Here is a 20,658-nt window from a genome sequence, read left to right on the forward strand (position 1 = left end):
AACATGCGTGAAAACGAAAGTCAAATCAGCGTTTAGACAATATACGAACTTTTTTTGGAGGTCACCGAATAGGTCACCGAATCGGACTCATATAGGGTGGTTTTACACCAAATCTTATGATATGCCAAAAAACATAAAAACCTGTAAATCATGATATTAACAGGTTTTTGACACCATTTGATAATGGCTTGGTCGGGATGAGAGGATTCGAACCTCCGATCTCACGGCCCCCAGCCGTGCACTTTAACCGGACTAAGCTACATCCCGTAGGGCTTGCAAAAATAAGTAATTCCTATACCTGCGCAAATCAAACAGAGGGTTTATTGTATAAAAAAAGGGATACTGTTACATATCCCTTCAATATATTTTATGTAAAAACTACTGCTTTTGTGTAGTATTTGCCATCATCATCTTTTGAAAACGCTGTTGTAAACTTTTATCTTGTTGCAACGCGGTACCAATAGCTTGATAACGTTCTATAGTAATTCCAGAATCTGCTACTGCTTTTTCCATTTTTGCTTCAATAGCAGGCTGCATTTTTTTAATTTCAGCCATAATTGCACCGTGCTTTTTCATCTCTGCATCGGTTGCATCTACATCTTGATTTGGATTAGCTGTCGCTTGCTGGATAGTAGAAAAACGCTCTACTTCCATTCCATTATCAGAAATCACAGTTGCCATTTTTTGTTGCGCCTTTTGGTTTTCCATCTGTACTACCTGAAAAGCTTTAGCAAACTTCCCTAATTCAGCATCAGTTACTTTTGATTGCGGCTGCGGCTGCATTGTATCTTGAGCTTGTGCGAAAGACAAACCGCCTAATAGAGTTACAAATAATACTAATGTTGTTGCTTTAAATCTTGACATTATTTCGTTTTTTAATTTATAATTAATGTATAAAGCACAATGGTAACCAAACATATTCCGAATTAAAAATAATGAATAGTCTATCTATCTGTTTTTAAAAAATATTTAACAAAACAAGTCGCTATTACTAGCTATTTACTAATAAAATTAACTACAAACTAAACTATTTTACAATGGAATATTACCGTGCTTGCGTTTCGGTCTTTCTACTGTTTTAGTTTCTAACATTGAAAAAGATTTTAAAAGCTTTCTTCTCGTCTCTTTTGGCTGAATTACTTCGTCTATAAATCCACGTTGTGCAGCTTTAAACGGATTGGCAAAAGTTTCGGCATATTCAGCTTCTTTTTCTGAAAGTTTCAACTCTGGATCATCGGCAGCAGCGATCTCTTTTCTAAAAATAATTTCACTGGCTCCTTTTGCTCCCATAACGGCAATTTCGGCCGTAGGCCAAGCATAGTTCATATCCGCTCCAATATGTTTACTGTTCATAACGTCATACGCACCTCCATAGGCCTTTCTTGTAATAACCGTAACTCTTGGCACCGTTGCTTCGCTTAACGCATACAATAGTTTAGCTCCGTTTAAAATGATACCGTTCCATTCTTGATCGGTTCCCGGTAAAAAGCCAGGTACATCCACCAATACTAACAACGGAATATTAAAGGCATCGCAAAAACGGGTAAAACGTGCTCCCTTTTTACTGCTATCCACATCGAGAACGCCGGCAAGGCTCATTGGCTGATTGGCAACAATACCAATACTTCTTCCACCTAATCTGGCAAAACCGACAATAATATTATCGGCATAATCTTTATGTACTTCAAAAAAGGAATCTTTATCTATGATACCGCCAATTACCGTATGCATATCGTACGGCTTGTTTGAAGAATCTGGCACAATGCTTTCTAATTCTTCTCGCACCTCATCCCCCATTTCATAGGGAAGAGATTCGGGTGCAGTTTGGTTATTTTGCGGCAAATAGCTTAGTAATTGTTTTATCTGCTCTAAGCATACAATATCGTTACTCGCTGTAAAGTGCGTTACCCCACTTTTTGTTGCGTGAGTATGAGCGCCACCTAATTCTTCTGAAGTTACATTTTCATTCGTAACAGTTTTCACTACGTTAGGTCCCGTTACAGACATATAACTACTGTCCTGCACCATCATCGTGAAATCGGTCATCGCTGGGGAATATACGGCTCCACCGGCGCAAGGCCCCATTATTGCTGAAATCTGCGGAATCACTCCGGAAGACTGCACGTTTCGGTAAAAAATATCGGCATAACCACCTAACGAACGTACCCCTTCTTGAATTCGGGCCCCACCTGAATCGTTAAGCCCAATTAAAGGGGCTCCTACTCGTAAGGCGTGATCCATAATTTTACAAATTTTCTCAGCGTGTGTTTCAGATAAAGCGCCGCCAAAAACAGTAAAATCTTGAGCAAACACGTAAATAAGTCGGTTGTCTATTGTTCCGTATCCTGTTACAACTCCGTCACCGTAATATTTTTGCTTGTCCATGTCAAAATCGGTGGTACGGTGAGTAACAAGAATGCCCATTTCTTCAAAAGAGCCTTCGTCTAATAGATATTCTATTCGCTCACGCGCTGTGAGTTTCTTCTTTTCGTGTTGTTTTTCTATTCTTTTTTCGCCTCCGCCTAATTTTGCTTCGGCTATCTTTTTCTGTAATTCTTTATTCGTATCGCTCATAAACTCTATCGCTATTAATGTTTTGGTACTCGTAATTGCTCCACTTCTTTCAGGTAGGTTTTCAAGGCAATTTTAGCTGCTATTTCGGCTTCTTCTTTAATTTCTTCCTTAAGCAAATCTTCAGAATAAAATTTCTTTACAAAATGCGTGTCAAAATTCCCACTTCGAAAAGCTTCATGCTCGCAAACAAATTTCCCGAAAGGCAAGGTAGTACTTACCCCTTCTACTTCATAATCAGCAATAGCTTCAATCATATGTTGAATGGCTTCGTTACGGGTTTTTCCGTAGGTAATCAGCTTGGCCAACATAGGATCGTATTGAATAGGAACTTCCATTCCTTCTTCAAAACCATCGTCCATTCTAATATGTTTTCCTTTTGGTGGTTGATACACATCTAATGTACCAACACTCGGCATAAAATTATCAAGGGAATCTTCTGCATACACACGCAACTCGAGAGCGTGACCGTTTATTTCTAAATCCTCTTGTGTAAACGATAGTTCTTGTCCGTCGGCTATTTTAATTTGCTCTTCTACCAAATCAATACCGGTGATAAACTCCGTTACGGGATGTTCCACTTGCAAGCGGGTGTTCATTTCTAAAAAGTAGAAGTTATGATTTTCATCGAGTAAAAACTCAACTGTTCCGGCACCCACATAATCACAAGCTTTAGCAACTTTTATCGCAGCTTCGCCCATTTTTTTTCGCAATTGAGGCGTTAAAACCGCCGAAGGTGCTTCTTCTACAACTTTTTGATGTCTTCGTTGTACACTACATTCACGTTCAAATAAATGCAACACATTACCATGTGTATCGGCTAATACTTGAATTTCAATATGTCGTGGCGATGCAACGTACTTTTCAATAAAAACGGCACCATTACCAAAAGCAGATTCCGCTTCACTAATAGCTCGTTTCATTTGTTCGGCCAGTTCTTTTTCCTCTTCTACAACACGCATCCCTTTTCCACCGCCACCGGCAGCGGCTTTTATTAAAATAGGGAAACCAATATCTTTTGCAATTTTTGTTGCTTTCTCTACATCTGTAATAGCTTCGTCTATTCCAGGTACCATCGGGATATCGTAATCTTTCACAGCATCTTTAGCCGCCAACTTGTCCCCCATTACTTTAATAGCGTACGATTTTGGACCCACGAAAATTAATCCTGCTTTTTCTATTGCTTCAGCAAAATCTGCATTTTCACTTAAAAATCCATAACCAGGATGTATCGCATCAGCTCCTAACTCTTTTGCTGTTTCAATAATTAAATCACCTTTTAGATAAGATTCTGAAGAAGGTGGCGGGCCAATACATACGGCTTCATCTCCAAATTTAACGTGTGGGGCATTGCGGTCTGCTTCCGAAAAAACAGCTACCGTTTTCAAGCCCATATTTCGAGCGGTTTTCATAACGCGAAGGGCAATTTCCCCTCGGTTAGCAACCAATATTTTTTTAATATCCATTAGTCTTCTAGTTCAATTAACAATGCATTTTTATCTACCGTTTCTCCGGTAGCAATGTGTACGGCTTTTACCACACCGTCTCTCGGTGCACCTAGAGCGTTTTCCATCTTCATAGCTTCTAGTACACAGAGCGAATCGCCTTCAGTCACCGAATCGCCTTCTTTTACGTTTACTTCTAAAATTAATCCCGGCATCGGGGCGTGAATTTCATTCTCAACGGAATCATTCCCAAGGGAAAGTCCTATTTCAGCAATAAGCGCATCGAGTTCGTTTTCAATTTTAACAGTATACCTATTTCCGTTTACTTTAATCGTATAGGTTCTATTAAGAAGGTCTTTGGAAATCACTTCGGCAGTGACCGATTTATTTTTTTGAAGTAGATGTACTTTGTTTTTAGTTTCAGAAACGCTATCTAACGTTTTTATAGCATCGCCAGGCATTGAAAACTCAAACGAGTCGTTAACCATGGCTTTATAAGTTGCACTCATAGAAAAGAATTTTCCGTAAATATACGGTTTTGAAAAATTGTTACAACAGAATGTAAAAAACCCATGTTTAAAAACTCATCTTTTCAGAAAACTTTAAGAGAATGTATTTTTAAGAAATTGAAAAAACAAGTAAGTTGTAAATTAACTCGGACTTCGGCTCACTTCGACTCCGCTCAGTGACCGCCACTCAGTCTCCATAAGAGAAATCTTTTTTTAAAGATTTAAAATTGATAAATAAACTTAATAACCTCAAAAATGGCAGGACATAGTAAATGGGCAAATATTAAACACCGAAAAGGCGCGCAAGATAAAAAACGAGCCAAGCAATTTACACGCGTTATTAAAGAAATTACTGTCGCAATAAAGGAAAACAATCAAAATGGCGACCCAGAAACCAATCCATCATTGCGTAATGCCATACAAAATGCAAAAGGTGTAAATATGCCTAAAGACACCATTGAACGAGCTATAAAAAAGGCTTCGGGCGCCGATGCTGATAGTTATGAAAAAATGACTTTTGAAGGCTACGGCCCTCACGGTATTGCAATTTATGTTGAGTGTACAACAGACAACACTAATCGTACAGTAGCATCGGTTCGTTCTATTTTCACCAAGCATAATGGTAGTTTGGGCACCAATGGTTCATTGGAGTTTCTCTTTGACCGAAAAGGTGTTTTTACTTTGAAAAAAGAAGGTTTAGACTGGAATTTTGAGGAACTACAGCTAGAGCTTATTGAAGCTGGCGCAACTAAGTTTGAAAATGAAGACGACTTTTTTGTAATCTATACGGATTTTACGGATTTCGGCAGCATGTCTGAAAAACTAGAATCTTTAAATATCGAAACTCATAATGCTGAATTACAACGCATCCCCTTAAATACAGAAACTTTACCCGTTGATGAAGCAAAGCAAATTGTTAACCTTATTGAAGCGTTTGAAGATGATGATGACGTACAAGATGTGTTTCATAACCTTGGAATGACAGATGAGTTGGAAGCCGCTTTAGAAGAGGATTAAAAAATAGTTTGTAAGATAAAACCGACCCTATAATTTTTCCGTATATATAATTGAAGTCAGAGATCCATCAATTAGAATGGTTAGGCTTTTAAAATAATGCCCCCCGCAGAGTCTCTTTGGTTAATTAACTAGGGGGACTTTTTTATTTTAAAAACCCCTTATAAGTTCCCTCTAAACTCATATGTTCTCATCTATTATTAAACCCATACTTTCAAATATCCTCAGTATTTTATAGTATCTTTTCAAAAAAAATTGGATTAGAAAAAACTACATGTCCGTAATGAATAAACTGAAATACTTTAAATAGGTTTATAAAAAATCACACGTAGTCAAAGTGCTTTTTCAAGTAAATAATCTACCTTACATTATTGATGCTAATTTAAAAACAACCTAACATTTCAGAAACTATGAAAAAAAGCGTACCCCATACTCTTGCAAAACGTTTTGTATATCTTTTAGCAGTAACTACCTGTTGTTTGACGCTTGTATTTTTGTACCAAAAATATGACTATGAGCAACAAAAACAAGAAGAGTTTGAGAGCCTTAAAAGTAACCTTATAACTGAACTAAAACTAAATTACACTCAACAGGTCCAGTTTGAGACCAATTATTGGCGTAAGTTTTATAAAAAATTTCAAAACCAAGATCGTTCTTTAAAGTATAGCATGACTAAGACTGAATTTAAGGAGCTATTTCTACACCAATCCCCACTTCCTGAGCCAGATCTTTTCTTTAAGGATTCCTATTGGAGGGTGGTCCAAAAAAAACCATATTTCATGAACCGTCTGACGGTAAATCAGTTAAAAAGTCTTCAACAGTTATATAGCGAACAAAGAGCTTGCATTCTGTATTACAACAGAGTAAATGACGCTATAAAAACAGTGTTTCATAACCGAGATAGTGAGCAAGCTTTTGAAGAAATATACCAAAGGTTAGGTTCTTTTAGGGATAACGCCTTTCAACTTGATCTTATTAAGTCCAATAACCTAATGTATATAGAAACCATCATTAAAAATGATTTTGACATACCGTTGCCTGACTATTTTGAGTCTAAAAAACAAGAGTTTTACAACTCCATAGACCAAAGCAAAGAAATAATAGATACCATAAAACCGCAATGAAAAACCTAAAAATTGTTTGCGTACTTATAAGTTTGTTTTGTCTTTCTGCCTTACAAGCACAAGAAACACTTTCTCAAGCTGCCATACAGCTTACCCAACAAGATGTAACCTATGACCCCAGTTATTTTTCAATTGATTATCCCAATGGAGATGTTCCCGCAGACAAAGGTGTATGCACCGATGTAGTGATACGTGCTTACCGTATATTAGATGTTGATCTACAACAATTAGTACACGAGGATATGAAAGCAAATTTTCACAAATACCCACAAAACTGGGGCTTGAATAATACCGATTCGAATATAGACCATCGTCGTGTTCCTAACTTGATGACTTTCTTCTCACGTTTTGGAACAATAAAAACAAATACCAAAGAACCAGAAAAATTTATCCCTGGGGATATTGTGGCTTGGAATCTTGGTCGTGGTCTTACGCATATTGGAGTTGTAATTAATAAAAAATCAATTGACAAAAAACGAAATCTCGTAGTACATAATATTGGTGGCGGGCAAGTTATAGAAGATGTTCTGTTCAATTGGAAAATAATAGGCCATTATTCATTTAAAAAAATAGAACTTTAAAATAGTTACAATTAAAAACAAGCCCTTTTAGGTTTCAGCGTATTTTAGTATCTTTTCAGAAAAGAAATCTACTATGAAAAAACTCCTAGTCCTCCTACTTTCATTTACGGTTATGGCTTCTTGTGCACAACGTAAAAAAGAAAATGACGTAGTTCTAAAAACACAAAACACCCGAGACTATTCTACAGAAAAAGTAGTTAACAACCTCGACAACCCATGGGGGATGACCTGGCTACCCGACGGAAGCATGCTAATTACCGAAAAAGCTGGACAGCTCATTCACTTTAATGACGGAAACAAAACAGAAATAAAAAATGTGCCAGAAGTTTACAATCGAGGACAAGGAGGTTTATTAGATATAGAACTACATCCTAGTTATTCTGAAAATGGCTGGATTTATATAACCTATGCTTCTACCGAAGGGGAAGGTGACGGCGGAAACACAAAATTAATACGCTGTAAATTGGAAAATGAAGCATTAACAAATATTGAAGAATTGTATAAAGCAGGTCCCAACACAACAAGAGGACAACACTTTGGTTCGCGCATTGAGTTTGATCGCGACGGCTATCTTTACTTCTCTGTTGGAGAACGTGGTAATCGTGATGTAAATCCGCAAGACATTACCCGCGATGGAGGCAAAATATATCGTTTAAATGACGACGGAAGCATCCCTGATGACAACCCTTTTGTAAATGAAAACAATGCAAAAAAAGCAATTTTCACCTACGGAAATAGAAATCCGCAAGGAATGGCAAAAAACCCTACAACTGGAAAAATTTGGATTCACGAACACGGTCCCAAAGGTGGAGACGAAATCAATATTGTAGAAAAAGGAGCTAATTACGGATGGCCAGTAGTTTCATACGGTATAAATTACAGCGGCACAAAATTTACCGATATCACATCAAAACCCGGAATGAAACAACCCGAATATTATTGGGTACCTTCCATAGCACCTTGCGGGATGGATTTTGTAACAGGAGATAAGTATCCCGACTGGAAAGGACATTTGTTAATAGGCTCCTTAAAATTCAATTATGTTGAATTAGTAAAATTAGATGGCGATAAAGTAATAGGTCGCGAAAAAATTGCACAAGATATTGGTCGAGTTCGTAATGTAAAAATGGGCCCAGATGATTATATTTACATCGCCGTAGAAGGACAAGGAATATTCAAAGTTGTTCCTCAATAATTCTTTTCAATTAAAACAAGTATCAATCAATATTTTATAATTTAAATTATGCAAAAAATTGCTGTTATCCTATTCACTTTGTTTTTTTTAACCGCTTGCAATAATTCAAAAAAAGAAAAGAAAGAAGCTTTAAAAATAGGAGATTACACTGCTGAATCATCACAAAAAGATCAAACTTCACAACAATCCAGCAAAGAACGAGGAGCATTAATCTACACAGATTTCTGTATGCAATGTCATTTAGGGAACGGTAAAGGTGTTCCAAATACATTTCCCCCATTGGCAGGCTCTAATTGGCTAAGCGATAAAAGAGAGGAAAGCATTCATGCTGTAAAATTTGGACAACGTGGAGAAATAGAAGTTAACGGTAAAAAATACGACGGTGTCATGGTACCCATGGGATTAAGCGACAAAGAAGTTGCCGATGTATTAAACTACGTCATGACCTCTTGGGGTAATACCCAAGAAAAACCCGTAACGGAAGAAGAGGTGGCAAATATTAAAAAGTAGATAAAGACTTTTCTTTATTCTGTCCGCTATATTCTATATTCTTATTTAATCCCTACTTTTGTAAAAACTAAAAAAACATGCTCATAATTGGCATTGCCGGCGGTACCGGAAGCGGAAAAACAACCGTTGTGCAACAAATTGTTGAAGAATTACCAGCAGATGAAGTTTGCATCATCTCACAAGATTCTTATTATAAAGACACATCTCACCTATCGTTAGATGAACGGGTGAAAATTAATTTTGATCATCCACAAGCCATCGATTTCGACTTGTTAGTGAGTCACTTAAAAGAGCTAAAAGAGGGAAATAGTTTTGAGCAACCTGTGTACAGTTTTGTAGATCATAACCGCACCGGAGAAACGCTTACCACACATCCTCGAAAAGTAGTTATTGTAGAAGGAATATTGATTTTAACCCACCCAGATATTAGGGAGTTATTTGATATTAAAATATTTGTCCATGCTGATAGTGATGAGCGCTTAATAAGAAGGTTAAAACGGGATATCGCAGAACGGGGCAGAGATTTGGACGAAGTGTTAACTCGTTACCAAACCACCTTAAAACCCATGCATCAGCAGTTCATTGAACCAACAAAAGAATTTGCTGATATTATTATACCAACGAATCGATATAACACTGTTGCCGTTAATTTAATACGCAGTATTATTAATCAAAAATTAGCAAAAACCGAATCGTGAAATTTTCAGAAATAAAACAAAAAAAATGGTTCAAAATACTGAGCAACAAATACATGCTCATTGTTTTGGTCTTTCTGGCTTGGATGGTTTTTTTTGATACTAATTCGTGGTTTATTCACGAAGAATTAGACGAAGATATTAAAGGGTTACAAGAAAATGCTGAGTTCTATCAATCTGAAATAGAAAAGGACAAAGCCTTTATCGAAAAAATGAAAGATAGTGACGAAGTAGAGAAGTTTGCGCGCGAAAAATACTATCTTAAAAGAGAAAACGAAGATATTTATATTATAGAACACGAAGACAGCCTTAAAAACAAGGAAGACGATGAGTGATTTATTTAAAGATTTTGATTCCGTTTCCGCTAAAGAGTGGAAACAAAAAATACAAGCCGACCTAAAAGGTGCCGATTATAACGAAACGCTCGTTTGGCAAAGTCGGGAAGGTATTCACGTAAAACCTTTTTACCATCCTGATGATTTTGAAGAAGCCTTCACCCCTATTCCCGGTCAGCCAACTACTTGGCATATTGCACAGCATATTTTTATCGATGATGAAGCAATTGCCAATAATTTAGCAATCGATGCCATAGAAAGAGGTGCAGAAGCGATTGTTTTTGAAGCAGAAAATGAATTTGATATTTATAAAGTATTTAAAAAATATCCTTTTGAAAAAGCCCCTATTTATTTCAACCTTACCTTTTTTTCAAAAGATTTTATAACCAAGTTGAAACAGTTTTTTTCAGAAAAAAAGACGACTGTTTTTTACAATATTGATTTAATAGGAAATCTTACTCGTTCCGGAAACTGGTTTCATAATTTAAAAGAAGACCATAAAATTTTAGAAAATATTCTTTCTGAAAATTCTTCCGAAGCAATTATAAGTGTTGATACAACCGGCTATCAAAATGGCGGAGCAACTATTGTACAACAATTGGCCTATGCGCTTGCCCACGCCAATGAATACTTAAATCATTTTGACAATGTCACCCTGAGTGCAGTCGAAGGGTCCAACTCACAGCAATCTCTTGAAATCACTTTCAAAGTCGCCGTAGGATCTAACTACTTCTTTGAAATTGCAAAGATTAGGGCGCTTCGCAAATTATACGCCGCATTAGCTTCAGAATATAAAATTTCTGAAACGTGCCATATTATCGCAATGCCTTCAAAACGTAATAAAACATTATATGATTATAATGTAAACCTGTTAAGAACTACCACCGAATGTATGAGTGCCATATTAGGAGGAGCCGATACTATATGTAATTTACCGTACGATGCTTTGTACCATAAAAGCAATGAATTTGGAGAGCGTATAAGCCGTAATCAATTATTGGTTTTGAAAGAAGAAAGCTATTTTGATACGGTTAGCAATGCAGCCGATGGAACATACTACATAGAAAGCTTAACCGACGAACTCGCCGAAAAAGCATTAGAGTTATTTAAAACCATTGAAAAAGGCGGCGGATTTCTACAACAGTTGAAAGAAGGGAAAGTTCAACAAAAAATTAAAGAAAGTGCTGAAAAAGAACAGCAACTTTACAACGAAGGGAAACTTAAATTGTTAGGTACAAATTATCATACCAATCCTGAAGACCGTATGAAGGATGATTTAGATTTATACCCTTTTGTAAAAACAAAGCCAAGAAAAACAATTATTGAGCCAATTATAGAAAAAAGATTGGCAGAGCAAACGGAACAAGAACGCTTAAAACAAGAGTAATGAGTAGAGAAGCACTTGAAATAATCTTAGGCATTGGGTTTGCTATTATAGGCCTTGCCTTATTTTTAAGAAGGGACACCTTAAGCAAATCGAAATATTATAGAGTTATAATGATTATTGCCGCTATATTGTTTGTAGCATTTGCGGTCTATTTAGGAGTTAGAAGTTTTAATAGTTATGAGTAGAAAAAATGTTCAACATATTAGCTTAAAAAAAACGGAATGTAAAAATCCGAAACCGAGTGTAGTGAATAAAACGTACACCACTGCTGAAAAAATCGATGTTAAAAATCGGTATTCGGCTAAAGATTTAAAAAATTTAGATCATTTGGAGTTTGCAGCTGGTATTTCACCGTATTTACGAGGCCCCTACTCTACTATGTACGTTCGCAGACCTTGGACCATCCGTCAATATGCAGGTTTTTCAACTGCGGAAGAGAGCAACGCCTTTTACCGTAGAAACTTAGCTGCTGGACAAAAAGGGCTTTCGGTAGCGTTTGATTTAGCAACCCACCGTGGATACGACAGTGATCACGAACGTGTTTTTGGCGATGTAGGAAAAGCAGGAGTTGCCATTGATTCAGTTGAAGATATGAAAATTCTTTTCGACCAAATTCCGTTGGACAAAATGAGTGTTTCTATGACTATGAATGGGGCTGTTTTACCTATTATGGCATTTTATATTGTCGCTGCCGAAGAACAAGGCGTTTCACCCGAAGCCTTGGCAGGAACCATCCAAAACGATATTTTAAAGGAATTTATGGTGCGGAACACTTACATCTATCCGCCTACGCCATCGATGAAAATAATCAGTGATATTTTTGAATTCACGTCCAAAAATATGCCGCGCTTTAATTCTATTTCCATTTCCGGCTACCATATGCAAGAAGCAGGAGCTACTTGTGACATTGAATTGGCATACACCTTAGCAGATGGATTGGACTACATTCGCACCGGTATCGATGCTGGGATGGACATTGACACCTTTGCCCCTCGCCTTTCTTTTTTCTGGGCAATCGGGATGAACCATTTTATGGAAATCGCAAAAATGCGAGCCGCTCGTATGTTGTGGGCAAAATTGGTAAAGCGATTCAATCCAAAAAACCCAAAATCATTATCCCTTCGAACACACTGTCAAACCAGTGGTTGGAGTTTAACCGAGCAAGATCCTTTTAACAACGTAGCTAGAACATGTGTTGAAGCTTCGGCTGCCGCTTTTGGTGGTACACAATCATTACATACGAACGCGTTGGACGAAGCAATCGCTTTACCTACAGACTTTTCAGCAAGAATTGCACGAAACACACAAATTTACCTTCAAGAAGAAACTGAAATCACTAAAACTGTCGATCCTTGGGCAGGGAGTTACTACGTAGAAAAATTGACCGACGACATCGCAAAAAGTGCTTGGGCGCTGATTGAGGAAGTGGAAGAATTAGGCGGGATGACAAAAGCGATTGAAAAAGGGATTCCGAAATTACGTATTGAAGAAGCTTCTGCAAGAAAACAAGCTCGTATTGATAGTGGTCAAGACGTTATCGTTGGGACTAACAAATACCGACTTGAAAAAGAAGATCCACTTCAAATTTTAGATGTGGACAACCAAAAGGTACTCACCTCTCAAGTAGAACGCTTAGAGCGCATTAAAAAAGAACGAAACACTCAAAAAGTAAAAGAGACACTTCAAAAATTAATCGAATGTGCTAAAACAGGTGACGGAAATTTATTAGCTTTAGCCGTAGATGCAGCTCGGGAACGCGCTACATTAGGTGAAATTTCAGATGCTCTAGAAGAAGTATTTGGAAGGTATAAAGCACAAATAAAATCATTTAGTGGCGTGTATAGTAAAGAAATAAAGAAAGACCCATCCTTTGCAAAGGCAAGAGAATTAGCAGATAATTTTGCCGAAATAGAAGGTCGACGTCCTCGAATTATGATTGCAAAAATGGGACAAGACGGTCACGATCGCGGCGCGAAAGTAGTCTCTACTGGTTATGCCGATGTAGGGTTTGATGTAGATATTGGCCCTTTATTTCAAACACCTGCAGAAGCAGCCAAACAAGCGGTTGAAAACGATGTACATATTTTAGGGGTTTCCTCATTAGCTGCAGGACACAAAACCTTGGTTCCGCAGGTTATTGAAGAATTAAAGAAACACGACCGTGAAGATATCATGGTAATTGTAGGAGGGGTAATCCCTTCGCAAGATTATCAATATTTATTTGATGCTGGGGCTACTGCTGTATATGGCCCAGGGACTAAAATAAGTGATGCGGCCATTGAAATACTTCAAATTTTAATTGATGCATTTTCAGAAGAATGAATAACTATATCCTGAAAACAGAGCGATTAGGATTACGAAATTGGAAAGCTTCAGATATAGAACCCTTCATTGAAATGGGAAAAGACCCTGAAGTAATGCAATATTTCCCTAGCCTACTTTCAGGAGAGGAATCACGTAATCTCATTCAGAAACTACAAAACCATTTTATTCTACAAAGATACTGTTATTTTGCTGTTGATATATTAGAAACCTCAGAATTTATCGGCTTTACTGGGTTTATGAATCAAACGTGGGAAAGTAAGTTTACACCTTGTGTAGATATGGGTTGGCGTTTAAAACGCAGCGCTTGGGGAAAAGGCTACGCAACAGAAGCCGCCAAAGCCTGTTTGGAAGCCGCTCTGCCAAAATTCAACCTAAAAGAAGTGTATGCTTTTACCCCAGATAAAAATATCCCATCACAAAAAGTAATGCAGAAAATTGGGATGAAATATACAGGTGATTTTCAGCATCCAAAATTAATTGGGGATGATCGGTTTAAATACTGTGTGGCTTATAAGAAAAGCTGGTAATTATTTTACTATGCACGCATACTAATTAAAACCGATTCCCTATTTTTACAAGACTAATAAAAAAAACAGCTATGGATACTTCAGCAAAAATGCTTCGTGACGATGCACTTAAAGGAAAAACAATAGTCGTTACCGGTGGTGGTAGCGGATTAGGAAAATCAATGACTACCTATTTTCTAGAATTAGGTGCCAATGTGGTAATCACTTCTAGAAATATTGAGAAACTAGAAACCGTTAAAAAAGAACTAGAAGAACAGACGGGCGGTACTGTTTTACCTGTACAATGTGATGTACGTAATTATGACGAAGTTGAAGCCATGGTACAAGCTTCGGTTAAAGAATTTGGAACAGTGGACGTTTTACTAAACAACGCCGCAGGAAACTTTATTTCCCCTACCGAGCGTCTTTCAGCCAATGCTTTTGATACGATTATCGATATCGTTTTAAAAGGAACAAAAAACTGTACGCTTGCCTTTGGAAAACATTGGATAGATAAAAAAGAAGAAAATAAAACCGTTTTAAACATTGTAACAACTTACGCGTTTACGGGATCTGCCTACGTAGTACCTAGCGCAACTGCAAAAGCTGGAGTTTTAGCCTTAACACGTTCGCTAGCGGTAGAATGGGCAAAATATGGTATTCGCTTTAATGCCATTGCGCCAGGCCCATTCCCTACAAAAGGTGCGTGGGATCGTTTATTACCAGGCGATTTAAAAGAGAAATTTGATTTAGCTAAAAAAGTACCTTTAAAGCGTGTGGGTGACCACCAAGAATTGGCAAACTTAGCAGCATACTTAGTTTCAGATTTTTCGGCTTATTTAAATGGCGAAGTAGTTGTAATTGATGGTGGTGAATGGCTAAAAGGTGCTGGACAAATGAATTTACTCGAAGATGTACCAGACGAAATGTGGGATATGCTTGAGATGATGATTCGTTCTAAAAAAAACAAATCTTAATCACTTACAATAAATAGCTTATCTATTAAAATCTCAAGTTTGTAATCTGGCAATCATTATAAAAACATAAAATGTTTACTTCCTGTTAACAAAAATGATTTTATGTCCGCATAATTAATCGTATTTTTAGCCTTTAAACCATAACTAACTTAATGGGTAAAATAATAGCAATTGCCAATCAAAAAGGAGGCGTGGGCAAAACCACTACCTCGGTAAATTTAGCTGCCTCTCTAGGCGTATTAGAAAAAAAAGTTTTACTTATTGATGCCGATCCCCAGGCCAATGCGACTTCGGGATTAGGTATTGATGTAGAAGAAGTTGAAAAAGGCACCTACCAAATTTTGGAACACACAATATCTGCTGCTGATGCCATTATGGAAACTTCTTCGCCAAATTTGCACCTTATTCCGGCGCATATAGACTTAGTGGCTATAGAAATTGAACTCGTAGATCAAGATAAGCGCGAATCAATGTTAAAAAATGCCATTATAGGCTTAAAAGAGCAATACGATTATATTTTAATAGACTGTGCGCCATCACTTGGACTGCTTACGCTTAACGCCTTAACAGCAGCTGATTCTGTTATTATTCCAATTCAATGTGAATATTTTGCATTGGAAGGACTAGGAAAGCTCTTAAATACGATTAAAAGTGTTCAAAAAATACACAACAACAATCTTGACATTGAAGGATTGTTATTGACCATGTATGATTCACGGTTACGTCTTTCCAACCAAGTGGTAGATGAAGTAAAAAAGCATTTTGACGAAATGGTATTTAAGACAATCATTATGCGAAATGTGCGTTTAAGTGAAGCACCAAGCTATGGCGAAAGCATAATTAGCTATGATGCTAGTAGTAAAGGCGCCAATAATTACTTAAGTTTGGCACAAGAGTTAATTGAGAAAAATTAGAAACGATCGATGGCGAAAGCAACTAAAAAACAAGCCTTAGGGCGAGGACTTTCAGCTTTACTGAATGACCCTTCGAAAGATATAAAATCTGCTGAAGATGAAAACGCAGACAAAGTTGTTGGTAATATTGTTGAGTTAGAATTGGAAACAATTGAAGTAAACCCATTTCAACCTCGTACCAGCTTTAACGAAGAAACCCTTCGAGAATTAGCTTCTTCTATTAAAGAACTAGGCGTTATTCAACCTATAACTGTTCGAAAATTAGGGTTTAACAAATACCAATTAGTTAGTGGGGAACGTCGTTATAGAGCTTCCAAACTAATAGGCTTAGAGCGTATTCCTGCATATATTCGAATTGCAAACGATCAAGAGTCATTAGAAATGGCTTTGGTTGAAAACATTCAACGCCAAGACTTAGATCCTATTGAAATTGCACTTTCATATCAACGGTTAATCGAAGAAATTGAAATTACTCAAGAAGAGTTAAGTGATCGCATAGGAAAAAATAGATCGACTATTGCTAATTATCTTCGCCTTCTCAAACTAGACCCAATAATCCAAACGGGAATGCGTGATGGTTTTATTTCTATGGGACATGGGCGAGCACTAATCAATGTTGATGATCCCGACCATCAATTAGATATTTACGAAAAAATACTTAGCAATAAATTATCCGTTCGAGACACCGAAGCTCTAGTGCGTTCGTACAAATCTGGTGATGAGAAACAAACAAAACCAGCTAAAAAAACTACACCTCAATTTGCCAATAAAGGCAGAAAGGAGTTGGAAGATCTCTTAGAAACTAAAGTTAATGTAAAAGTTTCAAAATCAGGCAAAGGACAATTGGTGGTTCCTTTTAAAAACAAAGAAGATTTTCAACGTATTCTCAAGGTTCTGAAAAGTGAACAATAAGCTTTTAAATATCCTATTTCTTATAATAGCAACAGCAGCTTTTGCACAAGAAGTTGATTCTACAGCTGTACAAAAAGATAGCGTGGTTCTTTCTGAAAAAAGGGAAGGTATTGTTATTAAAGACACCGTTGTAGACAAAAAACCTTATAATCCTCTAGCACCTTCAAAAGCTGCATTTTATTCTGCTGTAGTACCAGGTTTAGGACAAGCCTACAATAAAAAATACTGGAAAATTCCGATAATCTATGCTGGAATGGCCACAGGCGTATATTTTTATTTGAAAAATGACGATGATTATAATCAGTTTAGAGATGCTTATAAAAGAAGATTAGCTGGTTTTGAAGACGATGAATTTCAAGGCATTTCTACCGAACGGCTAATTGATGCCCAACGTAATGCGAAAACGAATAAAGATTACAGTATTATTGCCGTTGTTTTAGTTTATATGCTAAATATAATTGATGCCAATGTGGACGCTCACCTACAGCAGTATAACGTTACCGAAGATCTTTCAATTTCCCCCAATTTTGAAGTAAATTCAATTAATACACAAGCCAATTACGGTTTGTCATTTCGATTTAAATTATAATGAAATTAGCACTCTTAGGATATGGAAAAATGGGTAAAACCATTGAAAAGTTAGCCATTAAAAAAGGTCATGAGGTTGTTTATAAACTAGGCAGTGATTTTGAAGAAGGCACTTTAAAAGAAGCAGATGCTGCGATAGAATTCTCAATTCCTGAAGCTGCTGTTGAAAACATAACTCGATGCTTTAAAGAAGGAATTCCTGTAGTTTCTGGCACAACTGGATGGTTAGATGATTATAAAAAAGTGCTAAAAAAATGTGAAAACCGTAACGCACGTTTCATTTATGCGTCCAACTTCAGTGTAGGTGTTAATTTATTTTTCAGCATTAATGATTACGTTGCTAATTTAATGGCTCCGTGGAATGAATATGATGTTTCAGTAGAAGAGATTCATCATACTCAAAAAAAAGATGCCCCAAGTGGCACTGCCATTACCATTGCGGAAGGAATTATAAAACATACGAATAAAGAAAATTGGACGTTGGAGGAAACTTCAGAAAAAACAATACCTATCACTGCAAAACGAGAAGGTGATGTTAAAGGAACACATAGTGTGGAGTATAGTTCAAAAATTGATACTATTTCAATAAAGCATGAGGCACATACCCGCGATGGATTCGCTAAAGGTGCTATCCTTGCTGCTGAATGGCTTGCTAAAAAGGAAAGCGGTGTTTACACGATGAAAGATGTCTTGGGAATTTCGTAGTATTGCAAGATGTTTTTAAATTAAAAAGACTAAAAGAAGAAATACATTTCTTCAGAAAAATATAAAATATGAGTTGGACAGGTTGGTTATTATTTTTCCTATTAGTACAAGTAATCCACTTTTTGGGTACTTGGAAGTTATACGTTAAAGCTGGAAGACAAGCTTGGGAAGCGGCTGTTCCTGTATACAATGCAGTAGTTTTAATGAAAATTATTAATCGCCCTTGGTGGTGGACTATTCTACTCTTCATCCCCATTGTAAACTTAATTATGTTTCCAGTAGTTTGGGTAGAAACCTTACGTAGTTTTGGACGAAATAGCAATGCAGATACTTTTTTAGCTATCATCACATTAGGATTATACCTCTATTATATAAACTACACTCAAGATGTAACTTATATTGAAGAAAGAAGTTTAAAACCACGCACTGCTGCTGGAGAATGGGTTAGTTCTATTTTATTTGCAGTTGTTGCTGCAACCATTGTACACACCTATTTTATGCAGCCGTTTACCATTCCAACAGCATCTCTAGAGAAAACGTTGTTAGTTGGTGATTTTCTGTTTGTAAGTAAGTTCCATTATGGAGCTCGAGCGCCAATGACGCCACTTTCATTTCCTATGGTTCACGACACGATACCGGTAGTAAAAACAAAGTCATACATCCCAAAACCTCAAGTACCGTATTTTAGATTTCCAGGTTTTCAAGATATTGAACGCAATGACATTGTTGTATTCAACTGGCCAATTGATGAGTTTGAAGATATAGGTCCACCACCTAAAGGCCATGCCTATAAACCAATTGATAAAAAATCGAATTACGTAAAACGCTCTGTTGGTTTACCAGGTGATTCTTTAGAAGTTCGTGATGGTTACGTTTATATTGACGGAAAACTAAACGACTTACCCGATCGTTCTAAGATTCAGTTTTCTTATGCATTTAGAACCAAAGGTAAAATAAATCCGAACATATTTAGGGATCAATACGATATCACTGATGGCATTGGATATGACGAAGATTTAAAAGCATACATTTTACCCGCAGTTTCTGAAGAAGCGCTGAGCATGCTCAAGAAAAACCCAAATATTGCCGAGGTTTTTCGTTATAAATCTGATGCGGGAGAGTTTGACGCTGGGGTTTTTCCACAAGATGATCGTTACAAGTGGAATGCTGATAATTTTGGACCTATCTATATTCCGAAGAAAGGTGCAACAGTTGACATAAACCTTGAATCATTACCTTTTTACCGTCGTATTATCGAAGTATATGAAGGAAGCGAATTAGGGATTGACAATAAAATTACAACTTCTGGAAACCAAGTACTGCTCAATGGAAACCCTATAAGCAACTACACCTTTCAACAAGATTATTATTGGATGATGGGTGACAACCGTAACAACTCGCAAGATGCAAGAATGTGGGGTTACGTACCTTTTAACCACGTAGTTGGTAAACCTGTGTTTATCTGGATGAGCTGGGATGGAACCAAGCAAGGTATTATGAATAAAGTTCGGTGGGAACGTTTATTTACAACTGTTGGCGGTAGCGGAAAACCTGTTTCTTATCTTTCTTATTTCTTAGTTCTATTAGGTATTTGGTTTGCTTTTGATTTCTTCAGAAAAAGAAGAAAGAAGAGCGCTAAAAAATAAGTGAATAGAAAATTCTTCTGTATTTACAGTAGCTAATTTTGTTAAAATGGAATCCATTTTAGTACATCCTACTTACTTCCCTTCCATTGCACAGATGGTGGCTATAAGTCAAGCTGAAAAAGTAATTTTTGAAGTATCGGGCAATTACCAAAAACAATCGTACCGAACGCGGGCATACATTGCACATAGCAATGGAAAGTTGTTATTGAATGTTCCTATAAAACATACCGGCGAACGCCAAAAGTCTAAAGATATAATCGTTGAAAATGAATTCCCTTGGCAATCACAACATTGGAAATCTCTCGAAACCGCCTACCGTACTTCACCTTTCTTTGAGTTTTATGAAGATGAACTGTATCCATTATTCAACCAAAAAGTTTCAGGTCTTTTAGATCATAACCTTCAAATTTTTGACACTATTTGTGAATTAATAGAGTTAGAACCTTCTGTTTCTTACACAGAAGAATATAGTAAACAACCAGAGAACGTTAAAAACCTACGGTATTTGGCAAAGGCTAAAAAAGAAAAGCCATTTCAATTAGCCCCATATTATCAAGTTTTTGAAAGCAATCATGGGTTTCTACCCAATTTATCCATTTTAGATTTGCTTTTTAACGAAGGGCCTAATACACTTAATTATTTACAGCAACAGGAAATAAACCTTTAAAGCTCCTTTTCTTTTTATTTCTTCTAACGTTTGCAGTTAATTTTTTACTAAA

General features: G+C 36.8%; 22 protein-coding genes and 1 tRNA gene. 18 read left to right on the plus strand and 5 right to left on the minus strand.

Features of this window, described 5'->3' with window-relative positions; all coding sequences use genetic code 11:
• Positions 1-189: 189 nt before the first annotated feature.
• The 5 genes from AACZ92_RS02690 to AACZ92_RS02710 all read right to left on the minus strand — a co-directional run bounded on the left by AACZ92_RS02690 (position 190) and on the right by AACZ92_RS02710 (position 4,525).
• A tRNA-Pro gene (locus tag AACZ92_RS02690) sits at positions 190-267 on the minus strand.
• 111 nt (positions 268-378) lie between these two features.
• On the minus strand, positions 379-864 hold the full coding sequence (locus AACZ92_RS02695) for a DUF4168 domain-containing protein (RefSeq protein WP_339696841.1): 486 nt from the start codon (positions 862-864) through the stop codon (positions 379-381).
• 168 nt (positions 865-1,032) lie between these two features.
• Entirely contained in the window at positions 1,033-2,574 is a 1,542-nt protein-coding gene (locus tag AACZ92_RS02700) for an acyl-CoA carboxylase subunit beta (RefSeq protein WP_339696844.1), read from the minus strand.
• Between the two features lie 14 nt (positions 2,575-2,588).
• Entirely contained in the window at positions 2,589-4,031 is a 1,443-nt protein-coding gene (gene accC / locus AACZ92_RS02705; protein WP_339696947.1) for an acetyl-CoA carboxylase biotin carboxylase subunit, read from the minus strand.
• Between the two features lie 5 nt (positions 4,032-4,036).
• Positions 4,037-4,525 carry a biotin/lipoyl-containing protein gene (locus AACZ92_RS02710; protein WP_339696847.1) on the minus strand — a complete coding sequence of 163 codons (489 nt, stop codon included), beginning with the start codon at positions 4,523-4,525 and terminating at the stop codon, positions 4,037-4,039.
• Between the two features lie 255 nt (positions 4,526-4,780).
• On the opposite strand from AACZ92_RS02710, the gene AACZ92_RS02715 reads away from it, so the two are divergent.
• The 18 genes from AACZ92_RS02715 to AACZ92_RS02800 all read left to right on the plus strand — a co-directional run bounded on the left by AACZ92_RS02715 (position 4,781) and on the right by AACZ92_RS02800 (position 20,606).
• Entirely contained in the window at positions 4,781-5,542 is a 762-nt protein-coding gene (locus tag AACZ92_RS02715) for a YebC/PmpR family DNA-binding transcriptional regulator (protein WP_339696849.1), read from the plus strand.
• Positions 5,543-5,949: 407 nt separating this feature from the next.
• Entirely contained in the window at positions 5,950-6,663 is a 714-nt protein-coding gene (locus AACZ92_RS02720) for a hypothetical protein (RefSeq protein ID WP_339696851.1), read from the plus strand.
• The gene (locus AACZ92_RS02725) at positions 6,660-7,244 is read left to right on the plus strand and encodes a DUF1287 domain-containing protein (RefSeq protein ID WP_339696854.1); all 585 of its coding nucleotides are present in this window, start codon (positions 6,660-6,662) and stop codon (positions 7,242-7,244) included. The genes AACZ92_RS02720 and AACZ92_RS02725 overlap by 4 nt, the downstream gene beginning before the upstream one ends.
• A 73-nt stretch (positions 7,245-7,317) precedes the next feature.
• Positions 7,318-8,439, plus strand: a complete 1,122-nt coding sequence (locus AACZ92_RS02730) for a PQQ-dependent sugar dehydrogenase (RefSeq protein ID WP_339696857.1) — start codon at positions 7,318-7,320, stop codon at positions 8,437-8,439.
• A 48-nt stretch (positions 8,440-8,487) separates the two neighbouring features.
• Positions 8,488-8,949 (plus strand): cytochrome c, encoded by a 462-nt coding sequence (locus AACZ92_RS02735; RefSeq protein ID WP_339696860.1) that lies wholly within the window; start codon positions 8,488-8,490, stop codon positions 8,947-8,949.
• Positions 8,950-9,026: 77 nt separating this feature from the next.
• A complete protein-coding gene (gene udk, locus AACZ92_RS02740; protein ID WP_339696862.1) occupies positions 9,027-9,647 on the plus strand; it encodes a uridine kinase in 621 nt (206 codons plus the stop codon).
• A complete protein-coding gene (locus AACZ92_RS02745) occupies positions 9,644-9,979 on the plus strand; it encodes a septum formation initiator family protein (RefSeq protein ID WP_339696864.1) in 336 nt (111 codons plus the stop codon). The genes udk and AACZ92_RS02745 overlap by 4 nt, the downstream gene beginning before the upstream one ends.
• Positions 9,972-11,366: a methylmalonyl-CoA mutase subunit beta gene (locus AACZ92_RS02750; protein ID WP_339696867.1), complete on the plus strand. Its 1,395-nt coding sequence runs from the start codon at positions 9,972-9,974 to the stop codon at positions 11,364-11,366. The genes AACZ92_RS02745 and AACZ92_RS02750 overlap by 8 nt, the downstream gene beginning before the upstream one ends.
• Complete coding sequence (locus tag AACZ92_RS02755; RefSeq protein ID WP_339696870.1) at positions 11,366-11,551, plus strand: hypothetical protein; 186 nt, start codon at positions 11,366-11,368, stop codon at positions 11,549-11,551. The genes AACZ92_RS02750 and AACZ92_RS02755 overlap by 1 nt, the downstream gene beginning before the upstream one ends.
• Positions 11,544-13,688 (plus strand): methylmalonyl-CoA mutase, encoded by a 2,145-nt coding sequence (scpA, locus tag AACZ92_RS02760; RefSeq protein ID WP_339696873.1) that lies wholly within the window; start codon positions 11,544-11,546, stop codon positions 13,686-13,688. The genes AACZ92_RS02755 and scpA overlap by 8 nt, the downstream gene beginning before the upstream one ends.
• Positions 13,685-14,218 carry a GNAT family N-acetyltransferase gene (locus AACZ92_RS02765; RefSeq protein WP_339696876.1) on the plus strand — a complete coding sequence of 178 codons (534 nt, stop codon included), beginning with the start codon at positions 13,685-13,687 and terminating at the stop codon, positions 14,216-14,218. Before scpA ends, AACZ92_RS02765 begins: the two co-directional genes overlap by 4 nt.
• Positions 14,219-14,289: 71 nt before the next feature.
• On the plus strand, positions 14,290-15,174 hold the full coding sequence (locus AACZ92_RS02770) for an SDR family oxidoreductase (RefSeq protein WP_339696879.1): 885 nt from the start codon (positions 14,290-14,292) through the stop codon (positions 15,172-15,174).
• Between the two features lie 152 nt (positions 15,175-15,326).
• Positions 15,327-16,088: a ParA family protein gene (locus AACZ92_RS02775; protein ID WP_339696882.1), complete on the plus strand. Its 762-nt coding sequence runs from the start codon at positions 15,327-15,329 to the stop codon at positions 16,086-16,088.
• Positions 16,089-16,097: 9 nt separating this feature from the next.
• A complete protein-coding gene (locus AACZ92_RS02780; RefSeq protein WP_339696885.1) occupies positions 16,098-17,000 on the plus strand; it encodes a ParB/RepB/Spo0J family partition protein in 903 nt (300 codons plus the stop codon).
• The gene (locus tag AACZ92_RS02785; protein ID WP_339696887.1) at positions 16,990-17,589 is read left to right on the plus strand and encodes a DUF5683 domain-containing protein; all 600 of its coding nucleotides are present in this window, start codon (positions 16,990-16,992) and stop codon (positions 17,587-17,589) included. Before AACZ92_RS02780 ends, AACZ92_RS02785 begins: the two co-directional genes overlap by 11 nt.
• Positions 17,589-18,293, plus strand: coding sequence for a 4-hydroxy-tetrahydrodipicolinate reductase (gene dapB / locus AACZ92_RS02790; protein ID WP_339696890.1), 705 nt, complete (start codon positions 17,589-17,591; stop codon positions 18,291-18,293). The genes AACZ92_RS02785 and dapB overlap by 1 nt, the downstream gene beginning before the upstream one ends.
• 68 nt (positions 18,294-18,361) lie before the next feature.
• Positions 18,362-19,939, plus strand: coding sequence for a signal peptidase I (gene lepB / locus AACZ92_RS02795; RefSeq protein WP_339696893.1), 1,578 nt, complete (start codon positions 18,362-18,364; stop codon positions 19,937-19,939).
• 46 nt (positions 19,940-19,985) lie between these two features.
• Complete coding sequence (locus tag AACZ92_RS02800) at positions 19,986-20,606, plus strand: WbqC family protein (RefSeq protein WP_339696896.1); 621 nt, start codon at positions 19,986-19,988, stop codon at positions 20,604-20,606.
• Positions 20,607-20,658 lie beyond the last annotated feature (52 nt).

The organism is uncultured Marixanthomonas sp., assembly GCF_963974425.1.
Classification (GTDB): domain Bacteria; phylum Bacteroidota; class Bacteroidia; order Flavobacteriales; family Flavobacteriaceae; genus Marixanthomonas.